This is a genomic window from Pseudomonas sp. TE3910, from assembly GCF_056279025.1.
Genome location: NZ_JBWBQN010000001.1, coordinates 3,659,670 through 3,680,179, shown reverse-complemented (window position 1 = coordinate 3,680,179; position 20,510 = coordinate 3,659,670). Strand labels below are relative to the sequence as shown.

Genomic DNA, 20,510 nt, shown 5'->3' with positions numbered 1-20,510 from the left:
GACCCCATGAGAGCCGATCTGGAAATCATCCAAGACTGGATCCCCGCTGGCAGCCGGGTACTCGACCTTGGCTGCGGTAATGGCGAGCTACTGGCTTCGCTGCGCGCCAACAAACAGGTAACCGGCTACGGCCTGGAAATCGACCCCGACAACATCGCCGAGTGCGTGGCCAAGGGCGTCAACGTCATCGAACAGGACCTCGACAAGGGCCTGGGCAACTTTGCCAGCAACAGCTTCGATGTCGTGGTCATGACCCAGGCCCTGCAGGCGGTCGAATACCCGGACCGGATTCTCGACGAAATGCTGCGGGTCGGTCGCCAGTGCATCATCACCTTCCCCAACTTCGGTCATTGGCGCTGCCGCTGGTACCTGGCGACCAAAGGTCGCATGCCGGTGTCGGACTTCATGCCGTATACCTGGTACAACACGCCGAACATCCACTTCTGCACCTTTGAAGACTTCGAGGCGCTGTGCCGCGAGCGCCGGGCACAAGTACTCGACCGCCTGGCAGTAGACCACTTGCACCGCCACGGGTGGGCAAGCAAGCTTTGGCCTAATCTACTAGGTGAGATCGGCATTTACCGTGTCAACAGCCCGGGCCTGCAGGAACATCAGGTCGCGGTTTAACCCCGCCCTTTTCGAGGAGTACGATCATGCGCCGTCTAGTCCTGTTTCTATGCAGCCTGTGCCTGGCCATCCCGGTCCTGGCTGCCGATGCCGCCAAGCCCGAGCGCAAGGAAGTCTTCGGTGATGTGACCGTTCACTACAGCGTCTTCAACTCCGGCTTCCTGCAACCGGCGACGGCCCAGGCTGCTGGCCTTGTACGCAGCAAGAACCAGGGCGTGCTGAACATCACCGTTCTCAAGGACGGCAAGCCCAGCGCCGCCTCGGTCAGCGGCACGGTCAGTGACCTGACCAGCCGTAAGACCGACCTTACCTTCAAGCAGGTCAATGATCAGGGCGCGACGTACTACATTGCCCAGTTCCCGGTGCAGCAGCCAGAAACCTACACCTTCACGGTCACTGTCGGTGCCGCTGGCAAAACCAACAGTTTCAGCTTTAACCAGGAAGTATTCCCAGGCGAATGATGACTTTTCCACAGCTCGTATTGGCCAGCCATAACGCCGGCAAACTGAAAGAACTCCAGGCCATGCTCGGCGACTCGGTTCAACTGCGTTCAATCGGTGAATTCAGTAGCGTAGAGCCCGAGGAAACCGGCCTGTCGTTCGTTGAGAATGCCATCCTCAAAGCCCGTAATGCGGCGCGTATTTCCGGGTTGCCGGCCTTGGCCGACGATTCAGGGCTGGCCGTGGACGCCCTCGGTGGCGCCCCAGGCATCTACTCGGCACGCTACGCCGATGGCCAGGGCGACGCGGCCAACAACGCCAAGCTGCTCGACGTTCTCAAGGACGTTCCACACGACCAGCGCACAGCCCAGTTCGTTTGCGTGCTGGCACTGGTACGGCACGCTGACGATCCGCTACCCATTCTCTGCGAAGGTCTCTGGCACGGTCGCATCCTGACCGAAGCCAGCGGTGCCAACGGCTTTGGTTATGACCCGCTGTTCTGGGTGCCGGAGCGCAACTGCTCGAGCGCCGAGTTGAACCCGGTCGAGAAAAATCAGCTGAGCCACCGTGCTCGCGCCATGAGCCTGCTGCGACAGCGCCTGGGCCTGGGCCTGGCATGACCGAGCATTCACCAGCACAGCCTCTGCACCTGAGCGAGGCTGGCTTCAGCTCCCAGGCACCTCGGCTGGCGCTGCCACAGCTGCCACCCCTTGCGCTGTATATCCACATCCCCTGGTGCGTGCGCAAATGCCCGTACTGCGACTTCAACTCTCATGCGGCCAGTGCCGAGCTGCCAGAAGAGGCCTATGTCGACGCACTCCTGGCTGACCTTGAGCAGGAGTTGCCTGCCGTCTATGGCCGGCCGCTGAGTTCGATCTTCTTCGGTGGTGGCACCCCTAGCCTGTTCAGCGCACAGGCACTGGGCCGGTTGCTGGCCGGTGTCGAACAACGCATCCCGTTCGCCAGTGACATTGAAATCACCCTGGAGGCCAACCCCGGAACGTTCGAGCAGGAGAAGTTCACCGCCTACCGGCAACTGGGCATCAACCGCCTGTCGATCGGCATCCAGAGCTTCCAACAGGCCAAGCTCGAAGCCCTGGGGCGTATCCACAACGGTGAAGAAGCCGTGCGTGCGGCCGACATGGCACGGCGGGCCGGGTTCGACAACTTCAACCTGGACCTGATGCACGGTTTACCCGATCAGTCCCTGGATGACGCCCTGAGCGACCTGCGCCAAGCCATCGCCATGGGCCCGACCCACCTGTCCTGGTACCAGCTGACCCTGGAGCCGAACACGGTGTTCTGGAACCAGCCACCGGTGCTGCCCGAAGACGACATCCTCTGGGATATCCAGGAAGCCGGCCAGGCCCTGCTTGCCGAGCATGGCTACGCCCAGTACGAAGTGTCCGCCTACGCCCAGCCCGGGCGCGCTGCGCGGCACAACCTGAACTACTGGAGCTTCGGCGACTTCATCGGTATTGGCGCGGGCGCCCATGGCAAGCTCAGCCACCCGGACGGGCGCATCGTGCGCACCTGGAAGACTCGCCTGCCCAAGGACTACCTGAACCCGGCCAAAGCCTTCAAGGCGGGTGAAAAGCTGTTGCCCGTTGAGGAGCTGCCGTTCGAGTTCCTGATGAACGCCCTGCGCCTGACTCAAGGGGTGGACGCGGAGCTGTTCAGCCAGCGTACCGGGCTGCCGATGGAACAGTTGGCGGCGGCACGTCGCGAAGCCGAACAAAAGGGACTTTTGCAGGTCGAACCGACGCGACTGGTGGCCACGCCACGCGGCCAGTTGTTCCTCAACGACCTGCTGCAGTATTTCTTGACCTAAGGATTGCGAATGGACTTGGTACTCGACCTGCTCTCAACCGTTTCCCGCTGGAGCCGCAGTAACCTGTCGGAGATTTCCTTGGCGCTGGTCGGCTGCCTGCTGGTGCTGTTCGGCACGGATATCAAGGGCTGGATCGAACAACGGATCGGCAATCTGGCGGGCGCCTTGCGCGTCCCGTTCATGGCCCTGCTGTGCCTGATCGGCAGTGGTGCGGCGCTGATCTATGCCACACCCTGGGTGGTGCGCGGCCTGAGCCAGTTCAACAACTATGCCCTGGCACCGGTACTGCTGGTGGTACTGGTGCTGATCGGCGTTGTCGCCGACCGCCGCTGACCTGCAGGAGCCGGCAGTGCCGGCTCGCGCAGAGGCTTACGCCAGCTTCTCGAACTTCAAGTCCCAGACGCCATGCCCGAGCCGCTCACCGCGACGCTCGAACTTGGTAACCGGGCGCTCTTCAGGACGCGGTACGCATTTGCCGTCTGCTGCCAGGTTGCGGTAACCCGGTGCAACGTTCATGACTTCCAGCATGTACTCGGCATAGGGCTCCCAGTCCGTGGCCATGTGCAGCACACCACCGACCTTCAGCTTGCTGCGTACCAGCTCGGCGAATGCCGGCTGAACAATGCGCCGCTTGTGGTGACGGCTCTTGTGCCAAGGGTCCGGGAAGAACAGCAGCAAGCGATCAAGGCTGTTGTCAGCCACGCACTTGTTCAGCACTTCGATGGCATCGCAGTCATACACCCGCAGGTTCTTCAGGCCCTGGGTCAGCACGCCATTGAGCAGCGCACCGACACCCGGCCGGTGCACTTCGACACCGATGAAGTCCTGTTCAGGCGCAGCAGCGGCCATTTCCAGCAGGGAATGGCCCATGCCGAAACCAATCTCCAGCGTGCGCGGAGCGGCGCGACCGAAAACCTGGTCGAAATCCACCGGGCTATCGCTCAGCGGCAGGACAAACAGCGGCGCGCCCTGGTCCAGACCACGCTGCTGGCCTTCAGTCATGCGGCCGGCACGCATCACAAAACTCTTGATGCGGCGGTGTTGACGCTCTTCGCCTTCAGGAGAGATCGGCGGTTGTTGCGATTCAGTCATCGGGAGCTCTTACTTGATCAGACCATCCAGCGGCGACGAGGCGCTGGCATAGAGTTTTTTCGGCATACGACCGGCCAGGTACGCCAGGCGGCCGGCAACGATTGCATGTTTCATGGCCTCGGCCATCATGATCGGCTGCTGAGCATGGGCAATCGCCGAGTTCATCAGCACGGCTTCGCAACCCAGCTCCATGGCAATGGTCGCGTCCGAGGCGGTACCGACACCGGCATCGACCAGCACAGGCACCTTGGCTTCTTCCAGGATGATTTGCAGGTTGTACGGGTTGCAGATACCCAGGCCAGTGCCAATCAGGCCCGCCAGCGGCATCACGGCAATGCAGCCAGCTTCGGCCAGTTGCCGGGCGATGATCGGATCATCGCTGGTGTACACCATCACGTCGAAACCGTCCTTGACCAGCACTTCGGCGGCCTTCAGGGTTTCGATCACATTGGGGAACAGGGTCTTCTGGTCCGCCAGCACTTCCAGCTTCACCAGGTTGTGCCCATCGAGCAGTTCGCGGGCCAGGCGGCAAGTACGCACGGCTTCGACGGCGTCATAGCAACCGGCGGTGTTCGGCAGGATGGTGTAGCGGTCTGGCGGCAGCACGTCGAGCAGGTTCGGCTCGCCCGGGTTCTGGCCGATGTTGGTACGGCGCACGGCGACGGTGACGATCTCAGCCCCCGAGGCCTCGATGGCCAGACGGGTTTCTTCCATGTCACGGTACTTGCCGGTACCCACCAGCAGGCGCGACTGGAAGGTACGGCCAGCCAGGGTGAAAGGCTTGTCGCTACGAACATTGCTCATCGGAAATCCTCTTGGGGGTTGAGGGGCTTGCAGGTGAATCGCGGGGCGGCCTAGCCGCCACCAATGGCGTGGACGACTTCGACCTGATCGCCTTCGCGCAGGGCGGTGGCGGCGTGCTGACTGCGCGGCACGATATCCAGGTTGAGTTCCACTGCAATCCGGCGGCCGACCAACTCCAGCCGGGTCAACAATGCCTCGACGGTCGTACCGTCAGGCAGCTCATAGGGTTCACCGTTCAATTGAATGCGCATGCGGACGGCAGCCATTATTTTCAGGGGGCAAGCATTCTAGCCCCGATCCACGCGGATGACCAAGGCAAAGCAGCGCCATTCGTCCCGGTTTTCGACCGATCAGTCAACTCAGGCGCCAGGCGGCAAAGCCCCAGGCACAACCAGCCCGCGAGGAACGCCACACCGCCCAGTGGCGTGATGATGCCCAACTTGCCGACGCCGGTGAGTGTCAGCAGGTACAGGCTGCCAGAGAACAGCACGATACCCAGGCTGAACAGGCCGCCGGCCCAGCCCACCAGGCGCCCGGGGAGCTGCGTGGCAAGCAACGCTACCGCCAGCAGGGCCAGGGTGTGAATCAGTTGATACGTGACCCCGGTTTGAAAGATCGCCAGGTACTCACTGCTCAAGCGTGCTTTCAGGCCGTGGGCGGCAAAGGCGCCAAGGGCGACACCGGTAAAACCGAAAAAGGCAGCGAGCAACAAGAAACTACGAAGCATAAGACAACTCCCAGTCAGGATCATGGCGAGGCAGAGGGTCTGTATAATGGCCCGCTCCATCGGTTCGGCCAAGCCATCTCTCCTATGCTGTCATCCCTACTGCGTCGCCTCACTCGTGCCCTGCTCTGGTTCGCGGCCGGCAGTGCCCTGCTGGTGCTGCTCTTTCGCTGGGTGCCGCCACCGGGCACTGCACTGATGGTCGAGCGCAAGGTTGCCTCCTGGTTCAACGGCCAACCGATAGACCTGCAGCGCGACTGGCAACCCTGGGAACAGATCTCTGACGATCTGAAAGTGGCGGTGATCGCCGGAGAAGATCAGAAATTCCCTGAGCATTGGGGCTTCGATTTCACGGCAATCCAGGCCGCGCTGGCCCACAACGAACGTGGTGGCAGCATCCGCGGGGCCAGTACGCTGAGCCAGCAGGTGGCGAAGAACCTGTTTCTCTGGTCGGGGCGCAGTTGGTTGCGCAAGGGGCTGGAAGCCTGGTTCACGGCGCTGATCGAAGTGTTTTGGTCGAAAGAGCGCATCCTTGAGGTGTACCTCAACAGCGCTGAATGGGATGACGGGGTGTTTGGCGCACAGGCCGCCGCCCGGCACCACTTCGGTGTCAACGCCCGTAACCTGTCCCAGCAACAGGCCAGCCTGCTCGCTGCCGTGCTGCCCAGCCCACGCAAATGGAGCGCCAGCCACCCCAGCAGCTACGTCGCGCGACGTGCCAGCTGGATACGCCAGCAAATGCGCCAGTTGGGCGGCAGCAGTTACCTGAGCCTGCTCGACAGCCGACGTGCGGCGCCCTGGAATCAGTAAGCCGCTGCCCTGTATCGCGGGCAAGCCAGTTGCCACACGATGTGAACAAGGCCATGCAGTACAGGTCGCCCTATTGAGCAAACGCCTGCAAAACAAAAGCCCCTGGCCTTTCGGTCAGGGGCTTTGTTTGTAAGGCTTGGCGCAGCGCCTTACAGCCCGTCGAGCAGGGCCTTGTTGCGTACCGCACCCTTGTCGGCGCTGGTGGCCAGCAGAGCGTAGGCTTTCAGCGCAGTGGTCACTTTACGTGGGCGCACTTCAACCGGTTTCCAGCCTTTCTTGTCCTGCTCAACCCGGCGTGCAGCCAGTTCGGCGTCATCCACCAGCAGGTTGATCGAGCGGTTCGGGATGTCGATCAGCACTTTGTCGCCATCACGTACCAGGCCGATTGCACCACCGGCTGCCGCTTCTGGCGAAGCATGGCCAATCGACAGGCCCGAGGTACCGCCAGAGAAACGACCGTCGGTCAGCAGCGCGCAAGCCTTGCCCAGGCCTTTGGACTTCAGGTACGAGGTCGGGTAGAGCATCTCTTGCATGCCCGGGCCGCCTTTCGGACCTTCGTAACGGATGATGACGATGTCACCTTCCTTCACTTCGTCGGCGAGGATGCCGCGTACCGCGCTGTCCTGGCTTTCGAAGATCTTCGCGTTGCCTTCGAACACGTGGATCGACTCATCGACGCCGGCAGTTTTCACCACGCAGCCGTCCAGGGCGATGTTGCCGTAAAGCACAGCCAGGCCGCCTTCTTGCGAGTAGGCGTGCTCAACGCTGCGAATGCAGCCGTTTTCGCGGTCGGCGTCGAGGGTTTCCCAACGGGTCGACTGGCTGAAGGCGGTCTGGGTCGGAATGCCGGCCGGGCCCGCGCGGAAGAAGGTATGCACCTCGGGGTCATCGCTCTGGGTGATGTCCCACTTGGCAATGGCATCGGCCATGGTCTTGCTGTGTACGGTCGGCAGGTCGGTATGCAACAGGCCACCACGGGCCAGTTCACCGAGGATGCTGATGATGCCACCGGCGCGGTGCACATCTTCCATGTGGTACTTCTGGATGTTCGGCGCCACTTTGCACAACTGCGGCACTTTGCGCGACAGGCGATCGATGTCGCGCAGGTCGAAGTCGATTTCGGCTTCCTGAGCCGCGGCCAGCAGGTGCAGGATGGTGTTGGTCGACCCACCCATGGCGATGTCCAGGGTCATGGCGTTCTCGAACGCCTTGAAGCTGGCGATATTGCGCGGCAGAACGCTCTGATCGTTCTCGCCGTAGTAACGCTTGCACAGCTCGACGATGGTCCGGCCAGCCTGCAAGAACAGTTGTTCGCGGTCGCTGTGGGTGGCCAGGGTCGAGCCGTTGCCCGGCAGGGCCAGGCCCAGGGCTTCGGTCAGGCAGTTCATCGAGTTGGCGGTGAACATGCCGGAGCAGGAACCACAGGTCGGGCAGGCGCTGCGCTCATACTCGGCGACCTTTTCATCGGAGGCCGAGGAGTCGGCTGCGATGACCATGGCGTCGACCAGGTCCAGGCCGTGGCTGGCCAGCTTGGTCTTGCCGGCTTCCATCGGGCCGCCGGAAACGAAGATCACCGGGATGTTCAGGCGCAGGGCGGCCATCAGCATGCCGGGGGTGATCTTGTCGCAGTTGGAGATGCAGACAATGGCGTCAGCGCAGTGAGCGTTGACCATGTACTCGACCGAGTCGGCGATGATCTCGCGGCTTGGCAGCGAGTAGAGCATGCCGTCATGGCCCATGGCGATGCCATCATCGACCGCGATGGTGTTGAATTCCTTGGCCACGCCACCGGCGCGTTCAATCTCACGGGCGACCAGTTGGCCGAGGTCCTTGAGGTGGACGTGGCCCGGTACGAACTGGGTGAACGAGTTGGCAATGGCGATGATCGGTTTCTTGAAATCGTCGTCTTTCATACCCGTGGCGCGCCACAGGGCGCGTGCGCCGGCCATGTTGCGGCCGTGGGTGGACGTTTTCGAGCGGTAATCTGGCATGGAGCACTCCTGGCGGCTAAGCAGGTAACAAAAAGGGGAGTGAGCGTCTCTTGTCCTTTGCACCGAAGGCAGGTGGCCGCTGGTGCGGATGAAGCCGAGAACGCCGCGGGATCGCCGTGCGCTCGGCCAGAGCTCATAAACCCGCCGGGGATGACTGGCGATGAATAGGCCGATTCTACACGGCTGGCCGCGGGAAGGAATGGCGCTATAGCGGGTTGGTGCGTCAGCGGTGCCTCCAAGGGGAAAATCTGGCGGCACTTGGTTAGACTGCCGCCCTTCGCAGCTCCCCCGGCAAAAGGACTTGGCATGCCCGCGTTATCCCCTTCGTTATATTTTTATCTGCTCGTTGGCGCCCTTCAGGGGCTGTTGCTCTTGAGCGCACTTTGGCTGGAGATCCCCTGGATCAGCACCATGCTGGTGACACTGGCTACCGTCGGCGGGATCAACCTGCAACTGCTCGGGCGTTCAGTACTGCAGCGTGGTACCTGGGTACTGGTTGCACTGATGACACTGGTGATGACAGCGATCAGCGGCTGGGTCTTTTCCGACAACGGCTCGCAGTGGTTGCAAGGGTCCTGGGTGGTCTGCGCGAGCCTGCTGGGCTACATCGGCTGCGCCTTCATCGCCAGTTGGCCAACCCGTGAAGGCCGCTGGCCACGCTATGAAGACCTGTTCAGGCATGCCTGGAACAACATTTTCATCGTGCTCCTCGCCCAGCAGCTGATCATGGTGGTGATGCTGCTGGTGCTGTTATGTGGTGCGCTGTTCAAGATGCTGGGCGTGCCGCAGGTCAAGGCGGTGCTCGAGTCACCACTGTTCCTCGCGATCGCCCTGACACTGGTGTTTTCCCTCGGCATGCGCATAGGCCGCGAGAAAGAGACGGTCATTGGGCTGCTGCGTGGCGTGCTGCTGGCGGTGTGCCGCTTCCTGCTGCCATTCGGAGCACTGATGACCGTGCTGTTCATCCTGACCTTGCCATTCAGTGGTCTGCAACCGGTCTGGGATACCGGTTCTTCGACCCTGATCCTGCTGTGCCTGGTGGGGCTTAACCTGTTTCTGGTCAATGGTGTGTTCCAGGACGGTCACGACAGCGCCCCATACGCCAGAGGCTTGCGGCTTTTGGTGGAGTTGTCCCTGCTGTGCTTGCCGGTGCTGGTCGTACTGGCAGGCTACTCGACCTGGCTGCGCATTGAGCAATACGGCCTGACGCCGCAACGTTTCATGGCGATCCCACTGCTGCTGGTCGCGCTGCTGTATAGCCTTGCGGCGGTGTGGGCGGTTGTTCGCCGGCAGTCGGTGTGGCTGGGGCATCTGCGTACCAGTAACCCGCCCATTGCCCTGTTTGGCTGCGTGGTGTTGGTACTGGTGCATACGCCACTGGTGAGCCCTGAGACCTGGAGCGCAAAGCACCAGGTGCAACGCCTGCTCAGCGGGCGTACAGCGGTGGCGGACTTCGATGCCTGGACCCTGCGCTACCGGCTTGGTGCGCCTGGAATCGAGCAGCTCGAATGGCTCACGGCCGAAGTGGACCGCGGGCAGATTCTGGACGCTCAAGGGCGCGAGCAGCTGCGTGAGATTTTGAAAGAGCCGACCTACCGCTCGAACTCGGCAGAATTTGACGGCCGTGATAACGCCTTGAAGATCGAGTGGGTCGGCAATACCGAGGACGGTGTCGAGACGATGCTGAAAGGCGCGTTCATCGGCATGCATTGCCAGGGGGCTGGTTGCGTACTGCACGCCATGGACCTGAACGACGACGGTCGCAACGAGGTGCTGCTCGTGTCCAAGGAGGAATGGGCGTTCAAGGCTTACATTCTGGAGCGTGATAAGCACGGCGAGTGGCGAGCGGCTGCAGACCTGGAGGGGCAGGAAGACCCGGCGCGCATGATCGAGTTGATCCGCCAGGGTGCACTAAAGCCGGTCAAACCCCGCTTTAACACGTTCAACATCGACGGTGTGGAACTGAGCGCAGTGCCAACGCACGACTAGGTGTTGGGCTGCCGAGCAGCCCAACACCGGCACCGCATGTTAGCTGTTAGGCAGCAAACGGCAGGTCAGGCTCTTGATGTAGCGGGTTTCCGGAATCGCCGGGTGTACCGGGTGATCCGGGCCCTGGCCGCCACGTTCCAGCAACTGGATGTTGCGGTCCAGGTGGCGGGCGCTGGTCAGCAGAATGTTCTGCAGGTCGTCTTCAGGCAGGTGCATCGAGCACGACGCGCTGACCAGGATGCCGTCCTTGGTGAGCAGGCGCATGGCTTGCTCGTTCAGGCGACGATAGGCGCCCTCGCCGTTCTTCAGGTCTTTCTTGCGCTTGATGAACGCCGGTGGGTCGGCCACGATCACGTCGAAACGCTCTTCGGCAGCTTTCAGTTCTTTCAGTGCTTCAAATACGTCACCTTCGACGCAAGTGACCTTCTCGGCAATACCGTTGAGTGCAGCGTTACGCTCAACGCCGTCCAGGGCGAAGCCCGAAGCGTCGACGCAGAACACTTCGCTGGCGCCAAAGGCACCGGCCTGCACGCCCCAACCACCGATGTAGCTGAACAGGTCGAGAACACGCTTGCCTTTGACGTACGGCGCCAGGCGCGCACGGTTCATGCGGTGGTCATAGAACCAGCCGGTTTTCTGGCCTTCCATCACCGGCGCTTCGAACTTCACGCCGTTTTCTTCCAGTGCAACCCACTCGGGCACCAGGCCGAATGCGGTTTCCACATAGCGATTCAGCCCTTCGGCATCACGTGCAGCGGAGTCGTTCTTGAACAGGATGCCACTTGGTTTGAGCACCTGGATCAGCGCGGCAAGGATGTCGTCGCGGTGCAGTTCCATGGTGGCCGAAGCCAGTTGCACGACCAGAATGTCGCCGAAACGGTCGACCACCAGGCCCGGCAGCAGGTCGGAATCACCGTAGACCAAGCGGTAGTAAGGCTTGTCGAACAGGCGTTCACGCAGCGACAGGGCCACATTCAGGCGGTGCACCAGCAGCGACTTGTCCAGCGGCAGCTTGGCATCACGCGACAGCAGGCGAGCACAAATCAGGTTGTTCGGGCTCATGGCGACGATGCCAAGGGCTTTACCGCCCGCGGCTTCCAGCACCGCCTGATCACCGGCCTTGAATCCATGCAGCGGGGTCGCGGCGACGTCGATTTCGTTGCTGTAAACCCATAGATGGCCGGCGCGCAGGCGGCGGTCGGCGTTGGCTTTGAGGCGAAGGCTGGGCAGGGACATGACGTCGCTCCGGAAAAAAGAGCGGGAGTATAACGCGTCGACGAGGTTCAACGCGTGGCTGAGGATAAATAGCCGCCAAGTGGTGAACCGAGGTGGCAATTAGTTGCAATTGAGCCATCTGCCGGTGTTCCTTGGGCGCAGGGCAAGGTTAAAATCGCCGCTCAGCCCCGAGTGTGTACTTATGTCCCAAGAGCTCTCCTCCGAACAGATTCAGCAGGCCCTGCAGGGCATCAGTGTGCCGCCCCAGCCGCAAATCATGGTTGATCTGCAAATGGAGCAGTACATGCCTGATCCAGACCTGGAGATGATCGCCAAGCTGATTTCCCAGGATCCGGGGCTTTCTGGAGCACTGCTCAAGCTGGTCAACTCAGCGCATTTCGGCCTGACCAACAAGATCGCTTCGATTCAGCGCGCGGTGAATCTGCTCGGTAGCCGTTCGATCATCAACCTGATCAATGCGCAGTCGATCAAGGGCGAGATGAGCGATGAAACCATCGTCACCTTGAACCGTTTCTGGGACAACGCCCAGGACGTGGCCATGACCTGCATGACCCTGGCCAAGCGCTTGGGCTCACAAGCGGTGGACGAGGCCTATGCCCTGGGGCTGTTCCACGACTGTGGCATCCCGCTGATGCTCAAGCGTTTCCCGGAATACATGAGCGTGGTCGAAGACGCCTACGCCAGCGCCGGGCCCGGCCAGCGGGTGGTCGATACCGAAAACCAGGTGTTCAACACCAACCATGCCGTGGTCGGCTACTACACCGCCAAGTCGTGGCGCCTGCCGGAACACCTGAGCAATGCCATTGCCAATCATCACAACGCCCTGGCGGTATTCAGTGATGAATCGGCGCGTAACAGCCAGTTGAAGAACCTGCTGTCGATCCTGAAGATGGCCGAGCATATTTGCGCTTCGCACCGGGTGCTGGGTGGCCAGAGCGAAGACCATGAGTGGAACACCATCAGCCATCTGGTGCTCGATTACGTCGGCTTGCCTGAGTACGACTTCGAAAACCTCAAGCAAACCATCCGCGACCTGGGTGGGCATTGATCGATGCCTGAATTGCCAGAGGTCGAAACAACACGACGCGGGATCGCGCCCTATCTGGAAGGTCAGCGGGTCAAACGGGTGATCGTGCGTGACCGGCGCCTGCGCTGGCCGATCCCCGAAGACCTTGATGTTCGCCTCTCAGGCCAGCGTATCGTCAGCGTCGAACGGCGGGCCAAGTACCTGCTGATCAACGCCGAAGTCGGTACATTGATCAGTCACCTGGGCATGTCCGGCAACTTGCGGCTGGTAGAAATCGGCCTGCCAGCGCTCAAGCACGAGCACGTGGACATCGAGCTGGAGTCCGGGCTGGCACTGCGTTACACCGACCCCCGGCGCTTTGGCGCGATGCTCTGGAGCCTCGACCCACTGCACCATGAACTGCTGATCAAGCTGGGGCCTGAGCCGCTGACCGATCTGTTTGACGGTGAGCGCCTGTTCCAGCTATCGCGGGGACGCTCGATGGCGGTCAAGCCATTCATCATGGACAACGCGGTGGTGGTGGGCGTCGGCAATATCTATGCGACCGAGGCGTTGTTTGCCGCCGGCATTGACCCTCGACGCGAAGCGGGGAGCATTTCCCGGGGCGCGCTACCTGAAACTGGCTATCGAAATAAAACGAATCCTGGCCAGTGCCATCGAGCGTGGCGGTACCACCTTGCGTGACTTTATCGGTGGCGACGGCCAGCCTGGCTATTTCCAGCAGGAACTGTTCGTTTACGGACGCGGGGAAGAACCGTGCAAGGTGTGTGGCAGCACCTTGCGAGAAGTACGCCTTGGGCAGCGCGCCAGCGTGTACTGCCCACGCTGCCAGACCTGAGCCGCCTCAGCGCGGGCTGAATACCTCGGAGGTGCCCAGCCCGCGTGGATCGCTGGCCGCCTCCAGAGTATGCACGGCCTTGTCCCAGAACAGCACCTGTTGATTGCCATAGGCGCGACCCACGTCCTTGAGCGTGTAGCCACGCGCCTGCAACTCGCGCTGCTGCTCGGCACTGAATGCCCCCGGCTCATGTTCGACCACGTCCGGCAGGTACTGGTGGTGGTAGCGCGGCACCGCTGGCCACGTGGCCACGGGGCGGCCATCAAGAAACGCCATGACCGATAACAACACCATGCTCGGGATGCGGCTGCCGCCAGGCGTACCAAAGGCGGCGAACTGGCTGGGGCTCTCGATAAACGTGGGGCTCATGCTCGACAGCGGTCGCTTGCCGGCGGCTACCGCATTGGCCTGGCTGCCGGCCAGCCCGTAGCTGTTGCTGCCGCTGGGGTCTGCTGCAAAGTCGTCCATTTCATTGTTCAACACCACACCCGTACCAGGGGCGCTGTAGGCGGCACCAAACGGCATGTTGACCGACAAGGTGGCCGCTACCGCATTGCCTTCGCCGTCGATCACCGCGAAATGAGTGGTGTGGTCGCCTTCGCGCCAGGCCGGCGCTGGCGGCAAATCGGCACTGGGGGTCGCCTTGTAGGTATCAATGCCATCGGCCAACCCCTGCAGGTAACCGCGCGAAAGCAACTGGGGGATCGGGTTACTGACGTAATCCGGATCGCCCAGCAGGCCACGGTCTCGGTAGGCGCGGCGCAGTACTTCAAGCACGTAATGACTGCGCTGCACGCTGTCGGCGCTCTGCCAGGGCAGGCGCTGAAGCATGGCCAGGCTCTGTGCCAGGGCTACACCACCGGCAGACGGCGGTGGTGCGCTGATCAGCTCGCGGTGCTCGGCCAGCGGGTAGCGCAACGGTTCACGGTGAACGACGCGGTAGTCGTTCAGGTCGTCCTGGCGCCAGATACCGCCTGCACCCTGCACGCCACTGAGCAGTGCCTTGGCCGTGGCGCCGGCATAGAAGCCGTCATGACCCTGCTCGGCCAAGCGTGTCAGGGTGACGGCCAGTTCAGGCTGGCGGATGAACGTACCCAACGCCGGGACGTCACCGTCTTTCAAGAACAAGCGCGCACTTTCCGGGTCGTCACGCAGGGCAGCCAGGCGCATCTGGGCACGGTCGCGGTAAACCCGGTCGACAGCAAAACCCTGATTGGCCAGGCGAATGGCCGGCGCCAGCGAGCGGGTTAGCGGCAGCCTGCCGTAGTTGGCAGCGAGGTCGGCCAGCGCGGCAGGCAGGCCTGGAATAGCGGCAGCCAGCGGCCCATTGATCGACAGGCCCGGTTGAACCTTGCCGTCCTTGAGGTACAGGGTCGCGGTGGCCTTGCCCGGCGCACGCTCGCGGGCATCGATGAACTGATAGCGGACCGGTGAGCCGGGTTGGCGCAGCAGGAAGAACCCACCGCCACCCAGCCCAGAACCATAAGGCTCAACCACCGCCAGGGCAGCACTCACGGCAATTGCCGCATCGAACGCGTTACCGCCCTGCTCCAGCATTTCCCGGGCGGCTGCCGTGGCTTCCGGGTGCGGGCTGGCAATCGCCGCCCGCCCCGGGCCGTCGGCCAAGGCCTGCGTGGCACACAGCGCCAGCGCGGCGCCAAGCAACAGTGAGCGAAGCGCGGCGCTACCGGGCATCAGGCCTTGCCGGTGATCTTGCGGTACTTGATCATCAGCTCTTCATGGGTTTCCGGGTGGGCTTCATCCAGCGGGATGCAGTCAACCGGGCAAACCTGTTGGCATTGCGGTTCGTCGTAGTGACCGACGCACTGGGTGCACAGGTTCGGGTCGATCACGTAGATCTCTTCGCCCTGGGAAATAGCGGCGTTCGGGCACTCGGGTTCGCAGACGTCGCAGTTGATGCAGTCGTCGGTGATGATCAGGGACATGGGGACTCCGGCCTGGGCATCTGGCCCTGGCATGTGAAAACCAATGGCGTAATTGTGCCGCATTAGCGCCCGCGATGCACGCGGGCGCTCGGTTCAGGCCGGAAGAATCACTTCTTGAAGCGTTGGGTCAGGGCGTCGGCCACCGCTGGGTGAACGAACTTGCTGATGTCTCCACCCAAGGCTGCGATTTCACGCACCAAGGTGGAGGAGATAAACGAATAGCGTTCGGAGGGCGTCAGGAACAGGCTCTCGACATCCGGGGCCAATTGGCGGTTCATGTTCGCCAGCTGGAACTCGTACTCGAAGTCGGACACTGCGCGCAAACCTCGCAGGAAGACATTGGCTTGCTGCTCCTTGGCAAAATGCGCCAGCAGCGTGGAGAAGCCGATGACTTCGACATTGGGCAGATGACGGGTGACCTCGCGCGCCAACTCGACCCGTTGTTCCAGAGGGAACAGCGGGTTCTTCTTGGGACTGGCGGCAACCGCGATAATCACGTGGTCGAACAGGCGCGAGGCGCGTTCGACCAGATCGCCATGGCCCTTGGTAATAGGGTCGAATGTCCCTGGGTACAACACTCGGTTCATCGCGTCGTCCTGGCAGGAGTGCGTTGGGGAGTCGGATGGTAGCGCAGCCTCTGCAGTCGGCCAAGTCGCATGCACAGGCTGATGGCACTATAGACAGCATGAATAAGGCTTGTCACCCGCCTTTCGACAGGCGCTTGGCCAAGGCATCACTGAGCCTGGCGCTCAGGCCATACACCGATAACTGTGGGTTGGCGCCAATGCTGGTGGGGAACAACGAGCCGTCGTGAATCGACAGATTGGCCAATTGATGATGCTGGCCAAGGCTATTGCACACCGCCTGGCGCGGGTCTTCACCCATGGCGCAGCCACCCATGACATGGGCGCTGCCCAAGCGGACAAGATAGCGTTCGAGGTTCAGGCCGTCGATCATCAGCCGGGCTTCGGCCAGGCTTTTCACGTAATGCGCGTCACTGTGCAGGGGCAGCACCGCCTCGGCCCCAGCGGCGAACTGGATCTCGGCCATGCTGTGGAAGGCGCGACGCAGGCCATCCCAGGTGTAGTCGGATATCGAATAGTCGAGCACGGGTGAACCATCATCGCGCAGCGACACCTCGCCACCGACACTCTGTGGATGGAAGCCGTCACGCATGAGTGCCAGCATGACATGGGTGTTCGGCAGTTGCGCCATGCGCAGGGCATTCTCGCGACCAAAGTGACCTAGCAGGGTACTGGCCAGCGCCGGGTGCAGGGGCGGTACCTCCAGCTTGTAGGCCATGGGCCCGGTAACGCCGTCGCGCCATTGAAAATGGTCGGAGTAGATCGACTGAGGGGCGCCGTAAAACGGGTTCACGGTGTCCTTGAACTGTGCGGCGCTGAAATTGACCAGGTGCAAGAAGGTGCGCTTGCCGAGACGTTGATGTGGGTCTGGCGCATCGGAGCGCAACAACAAGGCCGGGCTGTTGATACCGCCACCGGCCAGCACATAGTGCTGCGCCTTGATGGTGATGCGCCGGCCCGTGGGTGAAACGCAGCGGCTGTCCATGGCCACACACTCCAACTGCGCGATACGCTCACCGTTATGCACCAGGCGCTCGGCACGGGCCAGGTACAGCAGCTCGCCGCCGCGTTCCAACGTCGCCGGAATACTGGTGACCAGCATCGACTGCTTGGCGTTGACCGGGCACCCCATACCGCAATAGCCCAGGTTCCAGCAGCCACGCACATTGCGAGGAATGACCTTCCAGGCGTAACCCAACTGCTCACAGCCGCGGCGCAGCACCTCATTGTTGGCATTCGGCGGCATGGCCCAGGGCTCAATGCCAAGTCGCTTTTCCATGCGTTCGAACCATGGCGCCAGTGCTTCGGCACTGTGGCCTTTGACCCCGTGCTCGGTGGCCCAGTGGTCCAGGGTTTGCGCCGGCGTGCGAAAACTTGAGGTCCAGTTGATCAGCGTCGTGCCACCGACCGCCCGGCCTTGCAGGATGGTAATGGCGCCGTCCTTGCTCATGCGGCCTATGCCCTCCTGGTAGAGGTTGGCATAGGCCTGGTCTTCAAGCAGGTGAAAGTCGCTACTGGTCTTCAACGGCCCCTCTTCGATCAGCAGCACCTTGAGCCCGGCGGCGCTGAGCAACTCGGCGGTGGTGGCGCCGCCGGCACCGCTGCCGATGATCGCCACATCGGCTTCCAGCGTCAGATCCTGGCTCAGTGTCGAACCGTCGTAGGTCTTCCAGCCTCGGGCCAGGCCTTCGCGGAACAGATCGGGTACGGGCATGTCGGTGCTCTGGATAAGGGGGTCAGATTTTCGGCGGGCCGGGGTAGCCACAGTCGGCCCACGCATCGGGCAGGCTGTACCACGCCATCTGTAACAGTTGAAGCAGCGAGCCATGCCCCATGCGTAGCAGGTCGAAGGTGCTGTGCTGCCATCGTTTCAGAAAGGCCTGGATCTGCTCGCTACTCGCCTGGTCCCACGCGCCCCATACGCCGGTGAGCGGGCCTCGGGTCAGGGGCAGGCTGAGCACATCGAGTAGCTGTCGGGTCAGTTTCAGCATGGCTGGGGAGAGGTAGGCGAGCTTGTCATCCAGGCTGCGCAGCACCGCCTCCACCGTGTGCACTGCAGCCGTGCCTTCCAGAACCACGGGAATCAGCGCCCGCAGCATCGGCAGGTCGCTGTCGCGCAGTACCTGCAAGCCCTTGGCCGACGGCGCCGGTGTGCAACCACCCAGCCCAACCGTGGCAAGCAGCGCGGTGGCGCCGAGCCCCAGCTTGAGCAGGCTACGCCGGTTCAGTGTGTGCAGGTCAGGCAGGCATGTCGTCATTGTTATTGGGCCCGGGGGTATCGCCGATTAACGGATGAACAGTTTGTACACCAGCTTTTGCAGGGCCTTGCCATAAGGCGGGTAGATCAGCCGCGCCGCATTCAATCGCTGCTTGACCAGCACAGCCTTAGCCTTGCTGAAGGTCAGGAAACCATCATGCCCGTGGTAATGGCCCATGCCAGAAGGGCCGACGCCACCAAACGGCAGGTCATCCTGAGCAACATGCAACAGGGTGTCGTTCAGGCACACCCCACCGGAGTGCGTCTGCTCCAGCACACGCTGCTGTTCTCGGCGGTTATAGCCGAAGTAATACAGCGCCAGCGGGCGAGGCCGCTGGTTGACGTAGGCCAGGGCATCGTCAAGCTGGCGATAGGGCACAACGGGCAACAGCGGACCGAAGATTTCGTCCTGCATGACCCGCATGTCGTCGTTGACCTGCAGCAGCACATGAGGTGCCAACTGCCGGCCCTCGCGGTGCTCCCCGGGGTACAGGTCGAGCACCTGCGCGCCCTTGTCGCGCGCATCGCTGAGGTAGTCGTTGAGCCTGGCCAACTGGCGCGGGTTGATGATGGCGCTGTAGTCCGGGTTACCTGCGATCTGTGGATAGAACCGCTGTACCGCCTTGCGGTAGGCGTCGACAAACCCGGCCAAGCGCTGTTCAGGCACCAGTACATAGTCCGGGGCAACACAGGTTTGCCCGGCATTCAGGGTTTTGCCAAAAGCAATCCGTTCGGCTGCAGCCTCCAGTGGTACATCCGCCGAGACGATCGCCGGGGATTTACCCCCAAGTTCCAGCGTCACGGGGGTCAGGTTTTGTGCGGCGGCCTGCATGACCTTGCGCCCGATGGAGGTCGCGCCCGTGAACAGCAGGTGGTCGAACGGTAAGTGCGAGAACGCCTCGCCAACCTCGGCCTCGCCCAGCACCACACTGACCAGGTCATCGGGAAAGACCTTCTGCAGCAGGCCTTTGAGCCGTTCGCCAGTGGCCGGCGTGGCTTCGCTAAGCTTGAGCATCACCCGGTTGCCGGCTGCCAGAGCACCAGTCAGCGGGCCTATGGCAAGAAACAGCGGGTAGTTCCAGGGCACGATCACCCCGACTACGCCCAATGGCTGGTACTCCACCCGCGCACGGGCAGGCTGGAACGCCAGACCGACCGGGCGCCGAGCCGCTTTCATCCAACGCTGCAGGTGCCGCTCGGCATGGCGCAGGCCCTGAACACTGGGCATCAGTTCGGCCAGCAGGGTTTCATCGGCACTGCGCGTGGAAAAGTCGCGGCCAATCGCCTCGACCAGTTCGTCCTGATGCTCCAACAGCGCCAGGCGCAGGTGCTTCAACCACTGCCGACGCTGGGCCGCAGGCGGCATCGGGTTACCGGCAAAGGCCTGTCGTTGAGCGGCAAAGGTCGCGTTCATTGCATCAAGTGCAGTGGCTAGCGGTAGCGTACTGGCAGTGTCGACGGTCATGCAGTGCTCCACGACAGGGGCAATATGAATAGAGCTAATGCTCTAATATTGCACTGTTGTACCAATTTTAAAAGCCTCTGGCCGGGTACATCCTGCGGTCGATAAACCGTAAGATGGGCCTAATCATTCAAGCTCATGTTTTGGGAGCTGACCCATGGCCCCACGAATCAATACCCGCGAACGCATCGTGCAGAACAGCCTGGAGCTGTTCAACCAGCAAGGCGAGCGCAGTGTGAGTACCAACCACATCGCCGCTCACATGGAGATTTCGCCTGGCAACCTGTACTACCACTTTGCCAACAAGCAGGAAATCATCGCCGTATTGTTCACGCAGTACGAAGAACAGGTGGACAGTTTCCTGCGCCCGCCAGAAGGGCGGATGGCGACCGTGGAGGACAAGCGCTTCTACCTCAAGGAATTGCTGGCCGCGATGTGGAACTATCGCTTCCTGCACCGCGACCTTGAGCACCTGCTCGACAGCGACCAGGAACTGGCCTCACGTTACCGCCGCTTTTCTCAGCGCTGCCTGCTGCAGGGGCAGGCGATCTATCGCGGTTTCGTCGAAGCCGGCATCGTTGCGATGGACGCCGTACAGATCGAATCATTGACGCTCAATGCCTGGATCGTGCTGACCTCCTGGGTACGCTTTCTCTGCACGACCCGCGAGCATTCCGCGCACCTGAGTGAAGAAGCGTTCAAGCGTGGCGTTTATCAGGTGCTGGTACTTGAGCTGGGCTTCGTCACCGCCCAGGCGCGCCCGGCGGTGGATGCCCTGTGTGAAGAATTCTACGTTTCGCTGAACAAGGCACTGGAGCAGTGACGCCCCCGGCCTTTGCTACTCACCCTATT

At 62.0% G+C, this 20,510-nt stretch carries 20 protein-coding genes and 2 pseudogenes; 10 read left to right on the top strand and 12 right to left on the bottom strand.

Annotation, left to right across the window (positions count from 1 at the left end):
* Positions 1-6 precede the first annotated feature (6 nt).
* The 5 genes from metW to ACZ9H3_RS16870 are packed head-to-tail and all read left to right on the top strand — an operon-like array spanning position 7 to position 3,231.
* Positions 7-627 carry a methionine biosynthesis protein MetW gene (metW, locus tag ACZ9H3_RS16890; protein WP_065758191.1) on the top strand — a complete coding sequence of 207 codons (621 nt, stop codon included), beginning with the start codon at positions 7-9 and terminating at the stop codon, positions 625-627.
* A 26-nt stretch (positions 628-653) separates the two neighbouring features.
* On the top strand, positions 654-1,088 hold the full coding sequence (locus tag ACZ9H3_RS16885; RefSeq protein WP_330522221.1) for a DUF4426 domain-containing protein: 435 nt from the start codon (positions 654-656) through the stop codon (positions 1,086-1,088).
* A complete protein-coding gene (gene rdgB / locus ACZ9H3_RS16880) occupies positions 1,085-1,687 on the top strand; it encodes an RdgB/HAM1 family non-canonical purine NTP pyrophosphatase (protein ID WP_454240545.1) in 603 nt (200 codons plus the stop codon). Before ACZ9H3_RS16885 ends, rdgB begins: the two co-directional genes overlap by 4 nt.
* Entirely contained in the window at positions 1,684-2,898 is a 1,215-nt protein-coding gene (gene hemW / locus ACZ9H3_RS16875; protein WP_454240544.1) for a radical SAM family heme chaperone HemW, read from the top strand. Before rdgB ends, hemW begins: the two co-directional genes overlap by 4 nt.
* Positions 2,899-2,907: 9 nt before the next feature.
* On the top strand, positions 2,908-3,231 hold the full coding sequence (locus ACZ9H3_RS16870) for a DUF3392 domain-containing protein (protein WP_065758187.1): 324 nt from the start codon (positions 2,908-2,910) through the stop codon (positions 3,229-3,231).
* 36 nt (positions 3,232-3,267) lie between these two features.
* Here ACZ9H3_RS16870 and trmB read toward each other — a convergent pair whose 3' ends face one another.
* The 4 genes and pseudogenes from trmB to ACZ9H3_RS16850 form a co-directional block, all read right to left on the bottom strand.
* A complete protein-coding gene (gene trmB / locus ACZ9H3_RS16865; RefSeq protein WP_102053216.1) occupies positions 3,268-3,990 on the bottom strand; it encodes a tRNA (guanosine(46)-N7)-methyltransferase TrmB in 723 nt (240 codons plus the stop codon).
* Positions 3,991-3,999: 9 nt separating this feature from the next.
* The gene (locus tag ACZ9H3_RS16860; protein WP_065758185.1) at positions 4,000-4,794 is read right to left on the bottom strand and encodes a thiazole synthase; all 795 of its coding nucleotides are present in this window, start codon (positions 4,792-4,794) and stop codon (positions 4,000-4,002) included.
* Positions 4,795-4,844: 50 nt separating this feature from the next.
* Complete coding sequence (thiS, locus tag ACZ9H3_RS16855; protein ID WP_065758231.1) at positions 4,845-5,045, bottom strand: sulfur carrier protein ThiS; 201 nt, start codon at positions 5,043-5,045, stop codon at positions 4,845-4,847.
* 103 nt (positions 5,046-5,148) lie between these two features.
* Positions 5,149-5,521, bottom strand: a pseudogene (locus ACZ9H3_RS16850) (DUF423 domain-containing protein).
* Between the two features lie 84 nt (positions 5,522-5,605).
* Between ACZ9H3_RS16850 and mtgA the strand changes: the two are divergent.
* On the top strand, positions 5,606-6,328 hold the full coding sequence (mtgA, locus tag ACZ9H3_RS16845) for a monofunctional biosynthetic peptidoglycan transglycosylase (RefSeq protein WP_065758183.1): 723 nt from the start codon (positions 5,606-5,608) through the stop codon (positions 6,326-6,328).
* A gap of 149 nt (positions 6,329-6,477) precedes the next feature.
* Here the strand turns inward: mtgA and ilvD are convergent, their stop codons facing one another.
* The gene (gene ilvD / locus ACZ9H3_RS16840) at positions 6,478-8,319 is read right to left on the bottom strand and encodes a dihydroxy-acid dehydratase (protein WP_065758182.1); all 1,842 of its coding nucleotides are present in this window, start codon (positions 8,317-8,319) and stop codon (positions 6,478-6,480) included.
* A gap of 372 nt (positions 8,320-8,691) precedes the next feature.
* Here ilvD and ACZ9H3_RS16835 point away from each other — a divergent pair, with 372 nt between their 5' ends.
* Positions 8,692-10,308 (top strand): DUF4153 domain-containing protein, encoded by a 1,617-nt coding sequence (locus tag ACZ9H3_RS16835; RefSeq protein WP_476221618.1) that lies wholly within the window; start codon positions 8,692-8,694, stop codon positions 10,306-10,308.
* A 39-nt stretch (positions 10,309-10,347) separates the two neighbouring features.
* Here ACZ9H3_RS16835 and ACZ9H3_RS16830 read toward each other — a convergent pair whose 3' ends face one another.
* The gene (locus ACZ9H3_RS16830) at positions 10,348-11,544 is read right to left on the bottom strand and encodes a class I SAM-dependent rRNA methyltransferase (RefSeq protein WP_065758180.1); all 1,197 of its coding nucleotides are present in this window, start codon (positions 11,542-11,544) and stop codon (positions 10,348-10,350) included.
* A 235-nt stretch (positions 11,545-11,779) separates the two neighbouring features.
* Here ACZ9H3_RS16830 and ACZ9H3_RS16825 point away from each other — a divergent pair, with 235 nt between their 5' ends.
* Together ACZ9H3_RS16825 and mutM are read left to right on the top strand one after the other, a co-directional pair.
* On the top strand, positions 11,780-12,592 hold the full coding sequence (locus ACZ9H3_RS16825; RefSeq protein WP_330522363.1) for an HDOD domain-containing protein: 813 nt from the start codon (positions 11,780-11,782) through the stop codon (positions 12,590-12,592).
* Positions 12,593-12,595: 3 nt separating this feature from the next.
* A pseudogene (gene mutM / locus ACZ9H3_RS16820) lies at positions 12,596-13,409 on the top strand (bifunctional DNA-formamidopyrimidine glycosylase/DNA-(apurinic or apyrimidinic site) lyase).
* A 6-nt stretch (positions 13,410-13,415) separates the two neighbouring features.
* On the opposite strand, the gene ggt reads toward mutM, so the two are convergent.
* The 6 genes from ggt to ACZ9H3_RS16790 form a co-directional block, all read right to left on the bottom strand.
* Positions 13,416-15,104, bottom strand: a complete 1,689-nt coding sequence (gene ggt / locus ACZ9H3_RS16815) for a gamma-glutamyltransferase (RefSeq protein ID WP_476221616.1) — start codon at positions 15,102-15,104, stop codon at positions 13,416-13,418.
* Positions 15,104-15,355 carry a YfhL family 4Fe-4S dicluster ferredoxin gene (locus tag ACZ9H3_RS16810; RefSeq protein ID WP_065758176.1) on the bottom strand — a complete coding sequence of 84 codons (252 nt, stop codon included), beginning with the start codon at positions 15,353-15,355 and terminating at the stop codon, positions 15,104-15,106. Before ACZ9H3_RS16810 ends, ggt begins: the two co-directional genes overlap by 1 nt.
* A gap of 107 nt (positions 15,356-15,462) precedes the next feature.
* Complete coding sequence (gene coaD / locus ACZ9H3_RS16805; RefSeq protein WP_065758175.1) at positions 15,463-15,942, bottom strand: pantetheine-phosphate adenylyltransferase; 480 nt, start codon at positions 15,940-15,942, stop codon at positions 15,463-15,465.
* 112 nt (positions 15,943-16,054) lie between these two features.
* Entirely contained in the window at positions 16,055-17,653 is a 1,599-nt protein-coding gene (locus ACZ9H3_RS16800; RefSeq protein WP_476221614.1) for a GMC family oxidoreductase, read from the bottom strand.
* A 22-nt stretch (positions 17,654-17,675) separates the two neighbouring features.
* Positions 17,676-18,167: a twin-arginine translocation pathway signal protein gene (locus ACZ9H3_RS16795; protein ID WP_330522362.1), complete on the bottom strand. Its 492-nt coding sequence runs from the start codon at positions 18,165-18,167 to the stop codon at positions 17,676-17,678.
* A gap of 57 nt (positions 18,168-18,224) precedes the next feature.
* A complete protein-coding gene (locus ACZ9H3_RS16790; RefSeq protein WP_476221612.1) occupies positions 18,225-19,661 on the bottom strand; it encodes a coniferyl aldehyde dehydrogenase in 1,437 nt (478 codons plus the stop codon).
* Positions 19,662-19,815: 154 nt separating this feature from the next.
* Here ACZ9H3_RS16790 and ACZ9H3_RS16785 point away from each other — a divergent pair, with 154 nt between their 5' ends.
* A complete protein-coding gene (locus ACZ9H3_RS16785; protein WP_065758172.1) occupies positions 19,816-20,481 on the top strand; it encodes a TetR/AcrR family transcriptional regulator in 666 nt (221 codons plus the stop codon).
* Positions 20,482-20,510: the final 29 nt, after the last annotated feature.